The 18,247-nt window shown below is 67.1% G+C and carries 15 protein-coding genes, 3 pseudogenes and 1 riboswitch; of the genes and pseudogenes, 12 read left to right on the top strand and 6 right to left on the bottom strand.

Translation table 11 applies throughout. The features are described 5' to 3' along the window. Positions 1–123: 123 nt before the first annotated feature. Positions 124–339: a 5'-nucleotidase gene (locus ACFWWR_RS16910; protein ID WP_383875545.1), complete on the top strand. Its 216-nt coding sequence runs from the start codon at positions 124–126 to the stop codon at positions 337–339. After that, positions 336–671 (top strand): hypothetical protein, encoded by a 336-nt coding sequence (locus ACFWWR_RS16915; RefSeq protein WP_217242838.1) that lies wholly within the window; start codon positions 336–338, stop codon positions 669–671. Before ACFWWR_RS16910 ends, ACFWWR_RS16915 begins: the two co-directional genes overlap by 4 nt. A gap of 232 nt (positions 672–903) precedes the next feature. On the opposite strand, the gene ACFWWR_RS16920 is transcribed toward ACFWWR_RS16915, so the two are convergent. Next, positions 904–1,317, bottom strand: coding sequence for a pyridoxamine 5'-phosphate oxidase family protein (locus ACFWWR_RS16920; protein ID WP_383875547.1), 414 nt, complete (start codon positions 1,315–1,317; stop codon positions 904–906). A gap of 132 nt (positions 1,318–1,449) precedes the next feature. On the opposite strand from ACFWWR_RS16920, the gene clpB reads away from it, so the two are divergent. Then, entirely contained in the window at positions 1,450–4,047 is a 2,598-nt protein-coding gene (gene clpB, locus ACFWWR_RS16925; protein ID WP_383875549.1) for an ATP-dependent chaperone ClpB, read from the top strand. Between the two features lie 57 nt (positions 4,048–4,104). Here the strand turns inward: clpB and ACFWWR_RS16930 are convergent, their stop codons facing one another. Further along, the gene (locus tag ACFWWR_RS16930) at positions 4,105–4,596 is read right to left on the bottom strand and encodes a hypothetical protein (protein WP_383875551.1); all 492 of its coding nucleotides are present in this window, start codon (positions 4,594–4,596) and stop codon (positions 4,105–4,107) included. Positions 4,597–4,754: 158 nt separating this feature from the next. Between ACFWWR_RS16930 and ACFWWR_RS16935 the strand changes: the two genes are divergently transcribed. Beyond that, positions 4,755–5,282 carry a YbjN domain-containing protein gene (locus ACFWWR_RS16935; protein WP_383875552.1) on the top strand — a complete coding sequence of 176 codons (528 nt, stop codon included), beginning with the start codon at positions 4,755–4,757 and terminating at the stop codon, positions 5,280–5,282. Positions 5,283–5,446: 164 nt separating this feature from the next. On the opposite strand, the pseudogene ACFWWR_RS16940 reads toward ACFWWR_RS16935, so the two are convergent. Further along, positions 5,447–5,915 (bottom strand): annotated as a pseudogene (locus ACFWWR_RS16940) (ATP-binding protein). On the opposite strand from ACFWWR_RS16940, the gene ACFWWR_RS16945 reads away from it, so the two are divergent. Together ACFWWR_RS16945 and ACFWWR_RS16950 are read left to right on the top strand one after the other, a co-directional pair. Beyond that, positions 5,860–6,003, top strand: coding sequence for a DUF397 domain-containing protein (locus ACFWWR_RS16945; RefSeq protein WP_383875556.1), 144 nt, complete (start codon positions 5,860–5,862; stop codon positions 6,001–6,003). The pseudogene ACFWWR_RS16940 and the gene ACFWWR_RS16945 sit on opposite strands and share 56 nt — an antisense overlap. Before the next feature lie 80 nt (positions 6,004–6,083). Then, positions 6,084–6,682: pseudogene (locus ACFWWR_RS16950) on the top strand (hypothetical protein); the annotation flags it as partial. 11 nt (positions 6,683–6,693) lie between these two features. Here the strand turns inward: ACFWWR_RS16950 and ACFWWR_RS16955 are convergent. From ACFWWR_RS16955 to ACFWWR_RS16965, 3 genes are all read right to left on the bottom strand, one after another. Then, entirely contained in the window at positions 6,694–7,896 is a 1,203-nt protein-coding gene (locus ACFWWR_RS16955) for a pyridoxal phosphate-dependent aminotransferase (RefSeq protein WP_383875553.1), read from the bottom strand. Between the two features lie 332 nt (positions 7,897–8,228). Then, entirely contained in the window at positions 8,229–8,912 is a 684-nt protein-coding gene (locus tag ACFWWR_RS16960) for a hypothetical protein (RefSeq protein WP_384303922.1), read from the bottom strand. A gap of 1,373 nt (positions 8,913–10,285) precedes the next feature. Further along, a complete protein-coding gene (locus ACFWWR_RS16965) occupies positions 10,286–10,441 on the bottom strand; it encodes a hypothetical protein (protein WP_384303925.1) in 156 nt (51 codons plus the stop codon). Positions 10,442–10,885: 444 nt separating this feature from the next. Beyond that, positions 10,886–11,096: riboswitch (cyclic di-AMP (ydaO/yuaA leader) on the top strand. Between the two features lie 7 nt (positions 11,097–11,103). On the opposite strand from ACFWWR_RS16965, the gene ACFWWR_RS16970 reads away from it, so the two are divergent. The 6 genes and pseudogenes from ACFWWR_RS16970 to ACFWWR_RS16995 all read left to right on the top strand — a co-directional run bounded on the left by ACFWWR_RS16970 (position 11,104) and on the right by ACFWWR_RS16995 (position 18,235). After that, complete coding sequence (locus ACFWWR_RS16970; RefSeq protein ID WP_384303927.1) at positions 11,104–11,343, top strand: hypothetical protein; 240 nt, start codon at positions 11,104–11,106, stop codon at positions 11,341–11,343. A 431-nt stretch (positions 11,344–11,774) separates the two neighbouring features. Further along, entirely contained in the window at positions 11,775–13,808 is a 2,034-nt protein-coding gene (locus ACFWWR_RS16975; protein ID WP_384303929.1) for a pentapeptide repeat-containing protein, read from the top strand. A 132-nt stretch (positions 13,809–13,940) separates the two neighbouring features. Beyond that, positions 13,941–14,888 (top strand): annotated as a pseudogene (locus ACFWWR_RS16980) (tyrosine-type recombinase/integrase); the annotation flags it as partial. 179 nt (positions 14,889–15,067) lie between these two features. Beyond that, positions 15,068–15,439 carry a hypothetical protein gene (locus ACFWWR_RS16985; protein WP_384303932.1) on the top strand — a complete coding sequence of 124 codons (372 nt, stop codon included), beginning with the start codon at positions 15,068–15,070 and terminating at the stop codon, positions 15,437–15,439. Between the two features lie 468 nt (positions 15,440–15,907). Further along, positions 15,908–16,537 carry a DUF2617 family protein gene (locus ACFWWR_RS16990; RefSeq protein WP_384303935.1) on the top strand — a complete coding sequence of 210 codons (630 nt, stop codon included), beginning with the start codon at positions 15,908–15,910 and terminating at the stop codon, positions 16,535–16,537. Between the two features lie 60 nt (positions 16,538–16,597). Beyond that, entirely contained in the window at positions 16,598–18,235 is a 1,638-nt protein-coding gene (locus ACFWWR_RS16995; protein ID WP_383878153.1) for a polyamine aminopropyltransferase, read from the top strand. Positions 18,236–18,247 lie beyond the last annotated feature (12 nt).

Here is an 18,247-nt window from a genome sequence, read left to right on the forward strand (position 1 = left end):
GAACATGATGCATCTCTTGTGTGGCATTGACGTGCCTGAATGAGCCATCGTCTTGTTTCACGGGGGAGAGGAAGCCATCAAGTGAGGACGAAGCCGACTATGAAAAAGAGAATGCTTCGCTCGGTGCTTGCCACTGCCTTCGTTGTTGCGCTGGCCAGCGGTGCGGCCGGTCCTCTCGACGTCGGCTGGGCGAGTCCCACTGGAGAGGCGAGCACGGCCGCGGTGAAGGACGTCGGCTGGTCGACCGTCGCCGGTGGCAGTGGCGACGTCGGCTGGGGGGTCACCCTCGGTGCCAGTGATGACGTCGGCTGGTCCACCCCGGCGGACGCGGACGCATGACCACTCCACCCGACGACCGCTCCTTCCGCCGCGAAATGGCCACCGCCTACCGCTCCGGCTGGCACTTCATCGACCTCGTCACCGCGATCCCCCACGCCGGTGACTCGTTGATGGTGACCGTCTTCGGTGAGCCGGTCGTCGTGACGCGGGACGAGGACGAGGACGTACGGGCCTATCGGTGTCTGCGGCGGCCCCGGGGCGCGCCGCAGCCCGTGCGGTGTGCCATCCGGTACGGAATGATCTTTGTGAACCTGGACCAGCGGGACCATCGACTGGTGGAGCAGGACGCTCCGCCACAACGGACCATCTCAGCCACCCCCCGCAGTGCCTGACGCGATTCCCCCGTCGTAACAGATCGCTCAGGTGCTTCCCCCCGCAGCGGCGTCACCGTGACCTGAACACGGTGACGCCGCTGCAGTTTGGGGACATTTACGGGTCTCGGGCGAATCCGTGTGTGGCCGAAAGTGATCGATCTTGCGTGCGGTGCGGACCCCGGCAGCTCTGTGCGGGTCCTGGAGGGCCTCCGAGGCCCACCGCCCGGTCCTTTCGGCGGCGGGGCCCTCCTCAGCCGCGCCCCATCGCCCGCGTCAGCTCGATCTCGATGACCACGCGTGTCGGGTTCGGGCGCGGTGGGTGCCCGTAGCGCTCCTCGTAGCGGCGCTCCGCCTCCGCGACCCGTTCCGGCCCCGTGCGGACGAACGCCCGGCCCTCCAGGGTGGCCCAGCGGCGGCCGGCGACCTGGCAGACCGCGACTAGGGCGCCCGCCGGGCCCGCCGCCAGGATGTTGCGCACCTTCGTGCTGCCCTTGTCCGTGATCACCCGAGCGAGCCGGCTCTCCGGGTCGTATGTCACTCCGACCGGAACCACGTGCGGGCTGCCGTCGGGGCGGGGTGTCGTCAGGGTGCACAGGTGCCGTTCGCGCCAGAAGCTGAGGTACGGCGCGTCCGGGGCACCCGGGTCCTGGGGATGTGCGGCCATGCCACCGAACCTAGCCGTCCGGAGCCTCCCCGTGGCCACCTTGAGTGGAATAGACTCAAGTTTGTGTAGGTTAATTGAGTCAGTGTGACGGGACGGCTGACGCAAGGACGCCAGGAGGAGGAGACAGCGAACGTGGACGCCGAGCTGACCAACCGGAGCCGGGACGCCATCAACGCGGCCGGCAACCGGGCCGTGACCGAGGGGCACCCCGACCTCACCCCGGCCCACCTGCTCCTGGCCCTGCTCCAGGGCCAGGACAACGAGAACATCGTCGACCTGCTGGCCGCCGTCGACGCCGACCAGGCCGCCGTGCGGGCCGGCGCGGAGAAGGCGATCGCCTCGCTGCCCAGCGTGACCGGGTCCACCGTCGCGCCCCCGCAGCCCAACCGCGAGCTGCTCGCCGTGATCGCGGACGCCCAGGAGCGGGCCAAGGATCTCGGGGACGAGTACCTCTCCACCGAGCACCTGCTGATCGGCATCGCCGCGAAGGGCGGCCCGGCCGGCGACGTACTCTCCGGGCAGGGGGCCACGGCGAAGAAGCTGTCGGAGGCCTTCCAGAAGGCAAGGGGAGGACGCCGCGTGACCACCGCCGATCCGGAGGGCCAGTACAAGGCCCTGGAGAAGTTCGGGACCGACTTCACCGCCGCCGCGCGGGAGGGCAAGCTCGATCCCGTCATCGGGCGGGACCAGGAGATCCGCCGGGTGGTGCAGGTGCTGTCCCGCCGGACCAAGAACAACCCCGTGCTCATCGGCGAGCCCGGCGTCGGCAAGACCGCCGTGGTCGAGGGGCTCGCTCAGCGGATCATCAAGGGCGACGTGCCCGAGTCCCTCAAGAACAAGCGGCTCGTCGCGCTCGACCTCGGCGCCATGGTGGCCGGAGCCAAGTACCGCGGTGAGTTCGAGGAGCGGCTGAAGACCGTCCTCGCCGAGATCAAGGACTCCGACGGACAGATCATCACCTTCATCGACGAGCTGCACACCGTCGTGGGCGCCGGCGCCGGCGGGGACTCCTCGATGGACGCCGGGAACATGCTCAAGCCCATGCTCGCGCGTGGTGAACTGCGCATGGTCGGCGCCACCACCCTGGACGAGTACCGAGAGCGCATCGAGAAGGACCCGGCGCTGGAGCGCCGCTTCCAGCAGGTGCTGGTCGCCGAGCCGAGCGTCGAGGACACCATCGCGATCCTCCGCGGCCTCAAGGGGCGCTACGAGGCCCACCACAAGGTGGTGATCGCGGACAGCGCGCTGGTCGCGGCCGCGACCCTCTCCGACCGGTACATCACCTCCCGCTTCCTCCCCGACAAGGCCATCGACCTGGTCGACGAGGCGGCATCCCGCCTCCGCATGGAGATCGACTCCTCGCCCCTCGAGATCGACGAACTCCAGCGTGCCGTCGACCGGTTGAAGATGGAGGAGCTCGCGCTGGTCAAGGAGACCGACCCCGCCTCGCGCGAGCGCCTGGAGCGGCTGCGCCGCGATCTCGCCGACAAGGAGGAGGAACTGCGCGGCCTGACCGCCCGCTGGGAGAAGGAGAAGCAGTCCCTCAACCGCGTCGGTGAGCTGAAGGAGAAGCTCGACGAACTGCGCGGGCAGGCCGAACGCGCCCAGCGCGACGGCGACTTCGACACCGCCTCCAAGCTGCTGTACGGCGAGATCCCCACCCTGGAACGGGACCTGGCGGCCGCCTCGCAGGCAGAGGAGGAGGCATCCAAGGACACCATGGTCAAGGAGGAGGTCGGCGCCGACGACATCGCCGACACCGTCGCCGCCTGGACCGGCATCCCCGCCGGACGCCTCCTGGAGGGCGAGACCCAGAAACTCCTGCGCATGGAGGAGGAGCTGGGCCGTCGCCTCATCGGCCAGACGGAGGCCGTGCAGGCGGTGTCGGACGCGGTACGGCGCACCCGCGCCGGCATCGCGGACCCCGACCGCCCCACCGGCTCCTTCCTCTTCCTCGGCCCCACCGGCGTCGGCAAGACCGAACTCGCCAAGGCACTCGCCGACTTCCTCTTCGACGACGAGCGGGCCATGGTCCGCATCGACATGAGCGAGTACGGCGAGAAGCACACCGTTTCGCGGCTCGTCGGCGCGCCCCCCGGTTACATCGGCTACGAGGAGGGCGGCCAGCTCACGGAGGCGGTGCGGCGGCGGCCGTACAGCGTCGTCCTGCTCGACGAGGTCGAGAAGGCGCACCCGGAGGTCTTCGACATCCTCCTCCAGGTGCTGGACGACGGCCGCCTGACGGACGGCCAGGGCCGAACGGTGGACTTCCGCAACACGATCCTGGTCCTCACCTCGAACCTGGGCAGCCAGTTCCTGGTCGACCCGATCACGAGCGAGGCGGAGAAGAAGGAGCAGGTGCTGGAGGTGGTCCGGTCCTCCTTCAAGCCGGAGTTCCTGAACCGGCTCGACGACCTGGTCGTCTTCTCGGCCCTGTCCAAGGACGAGCTGAGCCGGATCGCCCGCCTCCAGCTCGACCGCCTCACCCAGCGGCTGGCCGAACGCCGCCTCACCCTGGAGGTCAGCGACGAGGCCCTGGCCTGGCTCGCCACCGAGGGCATGGACCCGGCCTACGGCGCCCGGCCCCTGCGCCGCCTCGTCCAGACCGCCATCGGCGACCGCCTCGCCAAGGAGATCCTCTCCGGCGAGGTCAAGGACGGCGACACGGTCCGGGTGGACGTGTTCGGGGACGGCCTGATCGTCGGGCCGGCGACCGGCAAGACGCTCTGAGCGGACGGACGACACGGGCGGGGATGCCGGCCTTCCCGGCCCCCGCCCGGGTCACGGTCACAGCGTGAACGCCACGAACCGCACCCGGGACCAGTCGGGCCCGTCGTGAGTGATGTCCACCTGTACGGCGCCGTGGTCGCCAAGCTCCCCGGGGCCCAGGTTCAGGCAGAGGTCGGCCGTGGCCTCGCCGCACTGCGACGTCCGCGGCTCGGGCCCGCCTCGGTACGTGGCCGCCAGCCAGTCCCGCACCTGGTCGCGGGGCATACGGAAACGGGCGTCGTAGCGGGTGTCGATGCCGGACTGCACCTCGCAGGCGGCGTCGTCCGCGCCGGAGGGCAGCTTCGCCCCGCCGAAGGCCAGCGCCTCGGCGCACGGTGCCTTCTCGACCCCCGTCCGCACGGTGTCGTCCGTGAACAGCCACAGGACGAGCAGCACGAGCGCTCCGGCCACCAGCAGGGCCGGTAACGCCAGGATCGCCGCGAACACGCCCCAGCGGGTCCTGCCGGGCGTTCGCGGCTCCGTCGCGGGTTCGTCGCCGCTCCGCGTCATGAGTTCCCCTCCGTCGGGTACCCGTCGGTACCTGCTTCCTGCTTTCCGCTTCTGCTGACCGGATCATGTCAGCCCAGGGCTGACAGACTCGCCGGGGCTTGCCACCCCCCTCCCCGCATGGGGGAGGATGGCAGGATCCGTACGAAGGGAAAATCACGGTGACCATCGACCCGTCCTCGATTCCGAACTTCGGGGGCCAGCCCGAGCCGCAGCCGCAAGGACCGGCGGGCCCCGTCGTCCCGGATCAGGACCTCGTGAAGCAGCTCCTCGACCAGATGGAGCTGAAGTATGTCGTCGACGACGAGGGAGACCTCGCGGCGCCGTGGGAGCAGTTCCGTACGTACTTCATGTTCCGTGGTGAGGGAGACCAGCAGGTCTTCTCGGTGCGGACGTTCTACGACCGCCCCCACAAGATCGACGAGAAGCCTCTGCTGCTGGAGTCCATCGACGACTGGAACCGGCGCACCCTGTGGCCCAAGGTCTACACGCACACGCATGACGACGGCACCGTCCGTCTGATCGGCGAGGCGCAGATGCTGATCGGCACCGGCGTCAGCCTGGAGCACTTCGTGTCCTCCACGGTCAGCTGGGTGCGGGCCGCCATCGAGTTCGACAAGTGGCTCGTCGAACAGCTCGGCCTCGAGCAGGAGGTCAACGACGCGGAGAAGCCCGAAGAGGACGAGTAGGTCCTCCCGGGCCTTAGCGGTCCGTAGCGCCCGTAGCGGCGAAGGAGAGCCCGGCCAGGGCGCCGACCACCACGGTCGCGTGCCAGGGCCGGGCTCTCGCCGTCCGAAGGGGGCGCCCCCCCTTCCCGGTGGTCTCCGCGCGGCGGCCGCGCCGCCATCAGCTCTCACGGGTGAGTCGCTGCCTCGACGGCTACCTCCGCCCGTACCGTCTTGCCTACGGGCGGGCGGCGCCGACCCCCAGCGCACGGCCAGGACGTCCAGGAGGAGCAGCCCTCGGCCGGACTCACCCTCGGGGGACGACGAGGGCGGCACCGCGGGCGGCCGCTTCGCGGAGGCGGCGTCCGCGACCTCGATGTGAACCAGGCCCGCCGCCGCGTCGAGAGCGAGCCGGAGACCGAAGTCGCGTCCGCGGACTCGGCCGTGCTGTACGGCGTTCGCGGTGAGTTCGCCGACGAGGAGGCCGACCGTGCACGACGCGTCCGACGCCGGCGGGTAGCCCCACTCCTCCATGCGCCGGACGGCGCGGTGCCGGGCGAGTTGCGCACCTCGCGGTGAGCTGCAATCAGGAAGGGGGCGACTGCGTGGAGGTGGCCGACGGGTTCCGGGGGCCGTCGTCCCCGTCCGTGACAGCAAGGTCCCGCACGGTCCGGGGTTCTGCTTCGAGGCCGCCTCCTGGACCGCCTTCATAGGCGAGTTGAAGGCCGGGCACCGCCGTCCCTGAGGCGGCCGGCCCCCGGCCGCCGTCCGCGTTCCGGGCTCCCCGGGCCCTTGTCCGCGAGGGTCCGGCGGGCCACTGACCTCCTGAAAGAACCGGGAGAAAGAACTACCCGCCCACCCGCCCTCCCCGACTTCACGGTGATCTCCAACGCCCTCGCCCAGCGACGCGGAAGCGCGGTCACGGTCGGCGTCGCGGCGTACATCTCCTCGCTGCCCGACGGCTCCTCCGTGACCATCACCACCCTGTGCGAGCACTTCAGCGAGGGGGAGATCCTCATCTCGCGAGCGCTCAGGGACTTGGAAGCGGCCGGATTCCTGGAGCGCCGCCGCGAGCGAACGCCCACCGGGCAGGTCCGTACCCGAACGTACTTCTACGACGTACCCGGCGGTGGCCCGGATCCGGACCCGGACGGGCCTCCGGGACTGCCGAAGCCGCCCCGCCCCCGGAAGTCGCTGCAGCCGAGAAAGCCCCGCCCGTTTCGGCAACCACCACCGAAGCGGCGCCCGCCCCCGCCCGGGACCAGCCGCAGAAACCGGCGTCACTCTCCGACGCCGACCCCCAGGCAGTCGCCGTTCTGACCTCGCTCCGCCGCGTCGATCCGCGTCTCGTCCTGTCCGAGCAGGAGGCCGTGCGTCTGGCGCCGGCCGTCGGACAGCGGCTCGCGGCCGGTGTCGGACCCTCCCACGGTCCGTCTCAGCCCGCCAGCGTCTTGAGCCGGGTCACCGCCTCCTCCAGCACGGTCGTCTTCTTGCAGAACGCGAAGCGGACGAAGGGCGCGCCCGCGTCCCGGTGGTCGTAGAAGACTGCGTTCGGGATGGCGACGACGCCCGCGCGCTCGGGCAGCGCGCGGCAGAAGGCGAAGCCGTCCTTCTCGCCCAGGGGGCGGATGTCGGTGGTGATGAAGTAGGTGCCCGCGGGCCGGAACACCTCGAAGCCCGCCTCCGTGAGGCCCGTGGCCAGCAGGTCCCGCTTCGCGAGCATGTCGTCACGGAAGGCGGTGAAGTAGCTGTCGGGGAGCGCCAGCGCCTCGGCGACGGCGTGCTGGAAGGGCCCCGACGCGACGTACGTCAGGTACTGCTTCGCCGAACGCACCGCGCTGACCAGCCCCGGGGCGGCCGTCACCCAGCCCACCTTCCAGCCGGTGAACGAGAACGTCTTGCCGGCCGAGCCGATCGACACCGTCCGCTCGCGCATCCCCGGGAAGGTGGCGAGGGGCACGTGCTCGGCCTCGCCGAAGACCAGGTGCTCGTACACCTCGTCCGTCACCACGAGCAGATCGCGCTCGACGGCCAGCTCGGCGATCGCGGTGAGCTCCTCGCGGGTGAGGACCGTGCCGGTCGGGTTGTGCGGGGTGTTGATCAGCAGCAGCCGGGTGCGGTCGGTGACGGCGGCGCGCAACTCGTCGAGGTCGAGGCGGAAGGTGGCGCCTTCCTCGTCGACGTGGGGGCGCAGCGTGACCGGCACGCGCGTGCCGCCCGCCATCGCGATGCAGGCCGCGTACGAGTCGTAGTACGGCTCGAGGGCGACGACCTCGTCACCCGGCTCGACCAGCGCGAGCAGCGCGGCGGCGATGGCCTCCGTGGCGCCGGCCGTGACCAGTACCTCGGTGTCGGGGTCGTACGACAGGCCGTACCGGCGTTCCTGGTGGGCGGCGATCGCGGTACGCAGCTCCGGGACGCCCGGGCCCGGCGGGTACTGGTTGCCGCGGCCGTCGCGCAGGGCCCGTACGGCCGCCTCCCTGATCTCCTCGGGCCCGTCCGTGTCGGGGAAGCCCTGGCCCAGGTTGATCGACCCGGTTCGCAGGGCGAGGGCGGACATCTCGGCGAAGATCGTCGTCCCGAACTCGGCGAGCCGGCGGTTGAGGAGGGGGCGTGCGCTGGAGGTCATGCCGGTCATCCTGCGCCCAAGCTCTGGAGTTCCTCAACTCACCTTCGGGGATGGGCGCCTGTGCTGGTGAGCGGTGCACCGTCTCTGAGCAGGGGGAGGACTGTCGTCGACTGTCGTCATCTGTCGTCGTGGGCCGCCCTCGGACGGCCCACAGACGGCCCGGCGGCCCACCTCGAAATGAGAGACCCGAGACCCGAGCGTCCCATCCGAGCCTCTTGGGTCGTTGGCGTCTCGCAGCCGTCCGGCACCCAAATGCTCACGGCGACGGAGCTTGGACGAGACCCGGCAGAGTGATCAGGCGGAAGATCGAGGATTTCCGACTGTGTCTAATGGTGCCGATGCTACTCGGAAGCGGGAAGGAGCAAGACTTCAGGCTCCACAATGAGCCCCCGGTCTTGAAATGACTCAAGCTGACGCATGGGCTGGAAGAACTTTTCTTCCAGCCGTTGCCGAATCTCGGCCTCGCTGTAGCCGGCCTGAAGCAGAAGAGCTACGAAGTCACTCACGGCATCTACTTCCGCCTTCGTCGCGGCAGCCACAAGTTGACGCTTTTCGGTTTCGTTGCGATAGGAGTAGTCTTTCTTGCGCTCGTGCCTATCATTGAGGTATTCGCGAATCTGCTGGAGGGGATTCAATACGCCCAGGAACTCCCATACTCCCGGGGAGTCAACGTGTGCCGACATGAACACCAAGCGGTGAGTAGTGGCTAGATAATCAGGAATATAATCGCCAGTATAGACGCGCTCTGGGGCGCGGCTGCGAGGTCCCAAAGCGAGCGCTACGGCTCCTCTGATTTCGCCGATTTCGGAATATGCAGCATTTAGGGCTTGGAGGAGGCTGCACAGGTCATCGACGGGTATTCCGGATTGGCTCTCGAACCTAAAGACACCGAATTGCGTGTCTGTCGCTGAGGCCTCGTCCTCGTCCTCGTACGCGTAGTCCTCGTACTCCTCCTCCTCGTCCTCATATGCATTCTCTTCTTCCGGCTCTTCTTCTTCTGCTTCTCGATGTGGGTGCGTAGCCATGGCGACCTCCTACTGGCGCAGACAGGGCACACTTTACTGGCGACGCCAATGGGGTGCGATTTCAGAGAATTATCGCTAGGCCGAATGGCTGAATTGGTCCCTCGACTTGCCTTCGGGAATTGGCACCTGCGCCGGTATCTGACGTCCCGCCCCTGAGCAGGGGGAGAGTGGTCGGCAACTGTCGTCGTCGGCTGCCCTCGGACGGCCCCGGCTGAGCCGGGGCCGTCTGGGTCTTTTAAGCTCAGCCCCCTCGATGCGAACTATCGGCGAGGCGGTCACTGAGGTCTTTTCGGCTCGCCATCGGTGGTCCTGCGGCAGGTGGCGGTCGGCCGCGGTCGGTGTGGTTGCTGTACTTCGCTGCTGTACCGCACCCATTGCGGCCACCTGCTGGGCTGACGAGCTGCCCGAGACGCCGCCATGGCCGGGCCACATCAGTGCCCTGATGACCCGAGCAGCAACGCCGACGGTCGGTCGGGCCGTAGCACATGCATGGATTGGGCCCTTCACGTACCACAGCGACCCCGAGAAACGACTCGTCATGGCACGTCGCTATTACACAATCCCCCCGCATTCGCCATCGCAGCAGACATACGCCTCGCCATCGAAGGTAAGGATTTCACAATCCTGCGTCGAAGCACCGCCGTCAAATCTCCGCGCGGGGGGAGTGGACAGTGCGTCCAGCCGAGCGCGAGCCAAGGAGGACTGCATCCGAGAATACAGACCCAAAAAGAACGCCACGTCCTGTCGCAATTCACTGGGCCACTTGAACGTGACCTTGACAAGAGGGTGTTCGTGGTCTTTGCATCTGATATTTCTCAGATGAGCGAAAGATTCAACTATCTCGATCGGAAGCGACAGCCAGTCCTCACACGAGAGTGACGTTGTGAAGCTCACAACCGACGAGGACCCTTCAACAGTCTTCACCATGCCAACAATTGACATTTCTTTAGGGTCGGGCAATTCGCCAGTCGACAGCTTGGCCAGAAATTCCTCAGGGCTATGATCGCGCATCCGAAGCACTTCCAGTTCTACTGGCTACGTAGAGGGTGATACCGCTGCATCGGGGCATGCGATAATTCTGCTTCCAGGCTAGTCCGACTCCCCCTGGTGTGCATCTTCACCAGTCTGGGTCGACTTTCGGGGGCCAGATCCCAGTTACGGGTATCGGGACCCTGATTGCGAGTTACGCGTAGGTTCCCGCCACGGCCACGCCCACGGACGCGCCCACGACGGCCGCCACCTGCTTGCATCCGCCTGATCCCCAACCGGGCAGGCCACGGACGGGGGCCGTTCTCACGCGCACTGCCCGTCAATCACCGTGGTTCCCCGTCAGTTCCCGGCCCATCGGGCACGGTAGGGGCACAGCGGGGGTGCTAGGCCTTCAACGCTCGACGGAGCAGACAGATGATCGCTACTCGCTCGCCTGTAATGGCCTTACCTTCGCCGACCGAGAGGTGCTCCAAGCGCCATCCCTCGCGCTCGATGTCCTCGATCTGATCATTGACCCCGGTCAGCGCACCCGTGGTCATCGAGGCGTTCGTAGGGGTTCACGGGCCAGGTCGGAGGGGGCGCGCGTACGGCGGTGAACAGTGGCGGCCGCCGGCGTACTGGACAAAGACCAGGACAACGAGCCGAAGCTGAAGGCTCCGGAAAGGGACTGTACGATCCGTACGTTTTTTGCTGCCGTTCCCTGCATGCCGAAAACGGGAATCTGAATCAAGGCGCACCATCCACGTGCCCGTATCACCAGGTCGGCTAGCCCGCCTGATCTCAGTGCGCCCGCGCCTCGTTCGCATCTTCACACCTGACGGAACATCAACTCCAGGTTGACCAAAAGGGGATTGATCGTTTTTCACTGCCGAACAGGCTGGTGGTGACCATCCCCACCAAACGTCCGGTTTCGTTGGGACTTTCGAGGTGGCGTGCGTCACGATCTCTTCCACGACAAGCCCCCGTCACAGGCGACGGGGCCATCTGAGCGGACGCCGAGTCCTGCTGCTGCCCGGATGCTCTGTCGACAGGAGTGGATCGGCAGGAGTGGAGGACCCAAGCACGACGGGTCGCCGGAGCGGTCACGCCATGACCGAACGAGCAGCCCTTGGGGTGAAGCCGCGTCAGCGGCCGGGCAACTTCGCCAGCCCGAATCCGACAGGTCATCCTTCACAGGCGGCTGACGAAGGCTGAGCGAGCCATGACGGCAACGCAGAACAACCCGCAACTCTCGGGGCCCGGGAACGAGTCCTCGAGGAACAGGAAGACGGAAGCCGTGATCACGGTCCTGGTCGCGATCATCGGCGGATGCTTCGCGGGCATCCTCCGTCGAACGATGGAGGGGGTCTCGTACTACGAGGCCATCAGCACAGGGGCTCTAGCTGCACTCGGGCTGGGCGGTTTCATCTTCGTGGTCTTGACCTACGTCAACAGGTCTTGATCAAGAGCACATCGGCGGTCGGCTAACCTCCACCACCCTTCGGAGGCGCCAACGGGAAGGTCTGATCTTCACGGTGATCCTGTAGGAGACGCGGACAGGTTGAGAGAGGTCTTGGCATCCAGACCAGGACCTCTCTTTTTTATGATTGCGCTCGGTGAGCGCCGCCAGCATCGCGTATGATCGCGGCCCCTCTGCTCGAAGACGACAGGCGGAGGGCCGCGGTTTTCAAGAGCGTCGCACTGAGATGTACGGAAACCGTCCTGACCTGCAAAGACGGTCATTGAGGGCCTCAATGCCCAGTCTTTGGCCCACGCATAGCCCACTGAGGGGAGGATCTCCCCACTCTGGCCTTGAGTCTGCTTCCCTTGATCAGACTGTCCGAGATGGCGCAACTCCCGGACACCTCTGCGCGGATGAGGTACCGATAGGGCATGAGTGATCCGTCGTCGACTTCCCAGCCTCCAGACTGGCCTCACTGCGGATTCAGGGCCAACTCTCCTGACGATCCCATTGGGTGCCGTGGCCACGTCGCGGGGACCTACGATGCATGTCTCGCGCACCTGGAGCCAGGTGAATACCACGATTTCCTGTCCTCGCTACGTCCTGGCGACGATATCGACCTACGTGGAACTCGCTTCGCCGGGTCGATGCTTCGCGATCTGCTCCACGCCACCGAAGACGAAGAATCTAATGCACGTATACGCCTCGCCAATTTCGAAGAGTGCACCTTTGAGGGGAATATCGATTTTAGCGATTCACTTTTTGAGCATTTAGCGCTCTTCAATAGATGTAAATTTCGAGGGCTGGCGGACTTTAATCGAGCGACCTTTCAAGGCGGAAGCATATTTGCAGAATCTGAATTCACTCGCGCGAGTTTCGTGCGTGCCATCTTTCAAGGTGTAGGGCATTTCAAAGAGTGCACGTTCGGCAATGCAGACTTCACCGAGACGACGTTTCAAAGTTTCGCGCAATTTGACGATTCAGAGTTCCTTGACACTTGCACCATAACGGCCACCTTTGAAGATGACGCCACATTTATCCAAATTAAAAGCGCCAAGGAGATCGACTTCTCATACTCGTCCTTTAATGGCGCGGCCGCATTCGCCAGATCCGAGTTCACCGGGCAAGTCAAATTTGATTCGGTCAGATTCGTGCGCCAAGCCAGGTTCGACGGCGTCTCTTCATCGGGTCCGGGTGCACTCTCTGTCCACAGTGCGCAATTCACTGAATCGTGCATCTTCACTGGCGCCAGCCTGCAATACGCAATTTTCGAGAATACCACTTTTGGGTCGCGCGCGGATTTCAACGACTGCTCATTTTCAGATAGAGCGAACTTCGCCGGTTGCAGGTTCCGCCGAGACTTTAACCTGAAGGGTAGCGTATTCACTAAATCTCGAACATTGGGTCCAATATCTTGCGCAAGAACCGCAGATCTATCGCTCACCACATTCTGTGAGCCATGGATATTTCTTGGGGCAACAAAGAATATCGATCTCAGAATGGCGCGATGGGAAGCTATCGCTTCCGTTCGAATATCGTCCGGAATAGTCGATCTATCGGACGCAGTAATAACTCAACCGTTTTCCATATCCCTTAGTGGAGTGTCTACATCTGATACTGATGCATCCGGCGTTCAGATTGCGTCCCTGGCGGGAGTCGATTGCACTTTCCTGACCGTGTCAGATGTCGACCTTTCAGCCTGTGCGTTTGTTGGCGCAAGGAACCTGGATCTACTACGACTTGAAGGCAATCGCACATTTGGCGCCCCGCCACTCGGACGCCGATGGCGCTCGGGATTCCCTTTCAAATGGACGCAGCGAAACGTCATCAACGAAGAACGCCAGTGGCGCGCGCTTCCTGACCGTCCGGCTCATCTCCGTAGAGGATGGGAAGTCCTTCCTCAAAGGCAGCCGACCGCTCCTAACCTCGCTTCGCTCACCATCGTCTATCGTCAGCTACGCAAGGCCAGGGAGGACGCGAAAGACGAACCAGGCGCCGCCGATTTCTATTACGGCGAGATGGAGATGCGGCGTCACAGCCGCGCATGGAGTCAGGCAGAGCGGTGGCTGCTCCAGGCATACTGGCTTCTGTCCGGTTACGGACTACGTGCTTCGCGAGCACTCGCGTGGCTATCCCTGGCGATGCTGACAACGATTCTGTTAATGATGGGCGTGGGCCTACCGCAAGATTCCCCCAAACAGGAAGCTATCGGGACCGTGCCGTCTGGCGGTGGGAAGGTCACCTTTGAGATCACTCAAGGGGACCCGCAAAATCCTCAAGGTGATCACTTCACAGGAGAGCGCTTCGATAAGGCGCTCAGCGTCACGCTCAATTCAGTGGTTTTCCGCTCCAGCGGGCAAGACCTGACGACAGCCGGCGGCTACATCGAGATGGCTTCTCGATTTTCTGAACCAGTATTGCTCGGTCTCGCCGTGCTGGCGATCCGGGGACGAGTCAAGCGGTGACCCTCTTGTAAATGGTCGGAACCTCAGCGGAGCTCCGTTGTGCGCCCTACCATCACCGCTTGCGGGAGCTCATCTGCTCTGGCGTCGCCACACAACGAAAGCCAGTATCGTCGTCGTGCATAGGAACTCGGCCGGCGCCTGCGGCTGCACGTCTACCCGGTGCTCGGATCCCGGCCGATCGGGACCTTTCGGCCGGAGCACATCAGGGAGCTTGTCTCGGCCCTGGAGGCGAAGTCGGGCGTGGGCCCTTCCTACGCCCGGAACATCTTCGCGGACGTTCAGTCGGTCCTGTCTGCCGCTGTCGATGACACCCTTCTGTCGCGCAACCCGTGCGGTGCGCGGACCGTGCGGCGGCCTAAGCCTGACGCGCATCCCGTGGTCCCGTGGGTGCCCGCTCAGGTGTTCGCCGTTCGAGCGGCTCTTCTGGAGCGGTACCGAGCGATGGTCGATGTTGGCGCCGGGTGCGGTCTGCGTCAGGGCGAGGTGTTCGGACTGGCGGAGGACGCCATCGACGCCGACGGGCGCACGCTCCACGTGGTCCGGCAGATCAAGCACGTGGAAGGGCATCCGGTGTTCGCCCTCCCCAAGGGCGGCAAGAGGCGGGACGTGCCTCTGCCCGGCTCCGTGGCGGAAGCCCTCCGTACGCACATGGACGCCTTCAAGCCCGTAGAGATCACGTTGCCGTGGGACGTGCCGGAGGGCCCGAAGGTGTGCGCCCGGCTGATCTTCACGGCGGAACAAGGGGGCATGGTGTGGCGGAGCAACTTCAACGGCAAGGAGTGGAAGCCCGCTCTCGCGGCCGCGGGGTTCATCTCGCCGGAAGCGGATGAGAACGGGAAGTACGATTCGGCGCGCGAGCACGGGATGCACGCCCTGCGGCACTTCTACGCCTCCGCGTTGCTGGACGCAGGAGAGAACATCAAGGCCGTCAGCGAGTACATGGGACATGCCGACCCGGGGTTGACGCTGCGGGTGTACGCCCACCTGATGCCCGACAGTCGCCAGCGTGCCCGCCGCGCCATCGACATGGTGTTTCAGCGCGGCCCCCAGGAAGATCACGGCCCACAGACGGCCCAGTGAGGTGCGGACGGCCCCTGAACTGCCCTTATATGCAGGTCAGGGGCCGTTGCCCCGCGAGAAGGCTCTGAAGTTCCTCAACTCTGCTTTGGCGGGTGTGGCGGAGGGGCATCTCCACGGCACGCACCAAGCGAGGCGCCCACGGGGGGCCGCTTCGGGGGAATCGGAAGGAGGGTGACGCCATGGTCATCGGCATCATCCTGGCGATCGTCTGCTTCGTTCTTGTCGGGGTTTTCGTCGCCGTCGGCAACAGCCGCCGACGCGGCGCTGTACGGCCGGCGGGCCGCGGTGGGGGCCGCCGGTCGTCGAGTGGCAGCAGCCACCACAACAGCAGCGGCAGCGACGCGAGCTGGTGGGCCGCCGGCGGCGTCGCCACCGGTGACGGCGGCTCGGGATCGTCCGACAGCGGCCCGAGGCACGACGGCGGCTCGTCCGGCGGCCACTCCTGCGGCAGCGGATCGTCGTCCTGCGGCAGCGGATCGTCGTCGTCCTGCGGTGGCGGGTCCTCGTCCTGCGGGGGCGGCGGTGGTGGCGGATGCGGGGGAGGCAGCTGACACGGGGCAGCTGAGCTCCCGGAAGGGGGAACCGCATCCGCATCGGGGGGACGCGGGGGCGTGGTGTGCGGATGTGGTTGGGGCGGCCGGCGCCCCCCCACGCCACCTGCGGGCGCGGGGGGGGTGGGTGCGGCTCTTGCGCTCCCCCCCCCCCGCCCCCGCTTCTGCGTCCGGCACCCGGCCGATACCACAGCACCCCGGCGCACGCCCCGACCGCCCCGGCGCACGCCGTGGTTGAACAGTTGAGCTGTGGAGCCCTCTGAGGGATGGAAACGCCACGAAGTTGGGTAAAAACGCTGTGGCGCCACCACAGTTCATGATTCCCTCTAAATCGCCAACCCGGCCCCTCGGACATTTCGCGGACACCCGACCCACACGCCGACTGGGCCGACCGGGCCGAATCCCCGGTGCCGACCGGGGTGCGCCGGATCCACACCTCCCTTTCTTGCGTGCTAGCGGAGCCGACCCATGCTCACGACCCTGAAGACCTCCTACACCGACACGCGCGCGGCCGACCTCGCCTGGGCGCTGGGGCGCGAGCCGCTCCCCGCCCTGGCCACGCTCGACCTCGAACTGGCGGGCACAAAGCTTCAGTTGAGACTCCTCGGCGCGTCCCACCAGGTGCTGCTGGAGGAGGAGCGGGGCAGTTGTTCGGAGACGGTGGCGTGCATCTCGGGCAGCAGCACACCGCTCCCGCTGGGCGTGGCCAAGCGGGTGGGCGACTGGGAGTACGAGTTCGCGGCCCGGGTCGAGGTCCTCTCGCCCGGCTCCTTCGCGGGCCGCGCCCAGGAGTTGCTGGCCCTGGTCGCCGACCATCCGAACGGCCTCGCGGGCGTCTTCCCCGGCAGCCCGCACGCCTTCACGGCGCTGCTGGCCCAGCGCCACGAGGGGCAGGTGCACTGGCGGACCTGGCACGCCTACCCGCAGGACGGGCAGTTGGTGGCGACCTGGACGCGGGTGGGGGTGAGAGCGCCGGCGGCCCGACGCGGGACGCGGCAGGTGCATCTCGGCCCGTCCGGCGTCCGGGGAGCCCAGCAGGACGCCGACACGATCCCGGCGGGATCACGGCAGGATCCAAACCCCCGGGTACTCAACTGACCGAGAGTTCCACACGTGTGGGTGACGAAGCGTGCCCTTGCAGTAACGTAACGTCGCAGCGTGATCGAACCGCACGCGCCCGCCCCACCCGGCACCACGCCGCCCTGGGCGGGCCCCGCGCGGCTGCCCGTCCGCCCAGGCACGGCCCGGTTCTTCGTCCTCGCCTGCGTCTTCGTCTGCGCGTCCTGCGGACTCGTGTACGAGCTCGAACTCGTCGCCCTCGCCACCTATCTGATCGGCGACTCGGTCACCCAGGCCTCCGTCGTCCTGTCCGTCATGGTCTTCGCGATGGGCATCGGCTCCCTCGCCGCCAAACGGCTGTGCTGGCGGGCGGCGGCCGCCTTCGGAGCGCTGGAGGCGGCCCTCGCCCTCGTCGGCGGGTGCAGCGCGCTGGCCCTGTACGCCGTCTTCGCCTGGACCGGCGACTGGGGCGGCCTGTGGGCGAGCGGACCCCGCTGCCTCCTGGTCGCCTTCTCCCTGGCCATCGGCCTGCTGATCGGCGCCGAGGTGCCGCTGCTGATGGAGCTGATCCAGCGCATCCGGCGCCAGGACGCGGGCGACGCGGTGGCCGACCTGTTCGCGGCGGACTACGTCGGCGCACTCGTCGGCGGCCTGGCGTTCCCTTTCCTCCTCCTCCCCCTCTTCGGCCAGCTGACCGGCGCACTGCTCACCGGCACGGTCAACCTGATCGCCGGCGGGGCACTCGTCCTCGGCCTGTTCGGGCGCGACCTGACCCGCCGCGCCCGCTGGCTCCTGCTGCTCGGCAACCTCGCCGTGTTCGCCGTCCTCGCCACGGCCGCCGTCCTCGTCGACGACTTCGAACGGGCCGCGCGGCACGCGGTGTACGGCTCGAACGTACGGGTCGCGCTGCAGAGCGACGTGCAGGAGATCGTTCTCACCGGCGGCACCGACGGCCGCCCCCTCGCCCTCTTCCTCGACGGCCGCCTGCGGGTCAGCGGCCGCGACGAGCACCGCTACCACGAGGCCCTGGTCCACCCCGCGATGAGCGGCCCGCACGCGCGCGTGCTCATCCTCGGCGGCGGCGACGGACTCGCCGCCCGCGAGGTACTGCGCCACGACGGCGTCCGCCGGGTCGACGTCGTCGAACTCGACGAGGCCGTCGTCCAACTCGCCCGCCGCGACCCCGCCCTCGCGAAGCTCAACGGCCACGTCTACGGCGACCCGCGCGTCCACGTGGCGACCGCGGACGCCTTCCACTGGCTGCGCGGGGCGCCGCCGACGACGTACGACGTGGTGATCGCGGACCTGCCCGACCCGGGCATCACCGCGAGCACCAAGCTGTACGCGCAGGAGTTCTACGGCCTGGCCCGGCGCACACTGACCGACGACGGCCGCCTCGTCGTCCACGCCGGCACGGTCGTCTCCCGCCCACGCGTCTTCTGGACGGTGGAGACGACCATGCGCGCGGCCGACCTCCGCACCAGCCCCTACTGCGTGGGCGGCCGCGACTCCGGCTTCGCCGCGGGCCCCGACCGCTCGGCAGGCGCGTCGAGAGCCCCGCACGACTGGGGGTTCGTGCTCGCGGCACCGGGGGAGCGGCCGGGACTGCGGCTGGACCCGGACGGGCCGCGCCCCCGGACGATGACGCAGGCCTCGCTGAGAGCCGACGGCAGGGCGGCCGCGGGGCTGCGCATCCCGGAGTTACCGGCTTCGACCTTGGTACATCCGCGGTACTGAGGCGGTACTGAG

The sequence above is a fragment of the Streptomyces sp. NPDC058678 genome (assembly GCF_042714835.1).
In the GTDB taxonomy this organism is placed as follows: Bacteria; Actinomycetota; Actinomycetes; order Streptomycetales; family Streptomycetaceae; genus Streptomyces.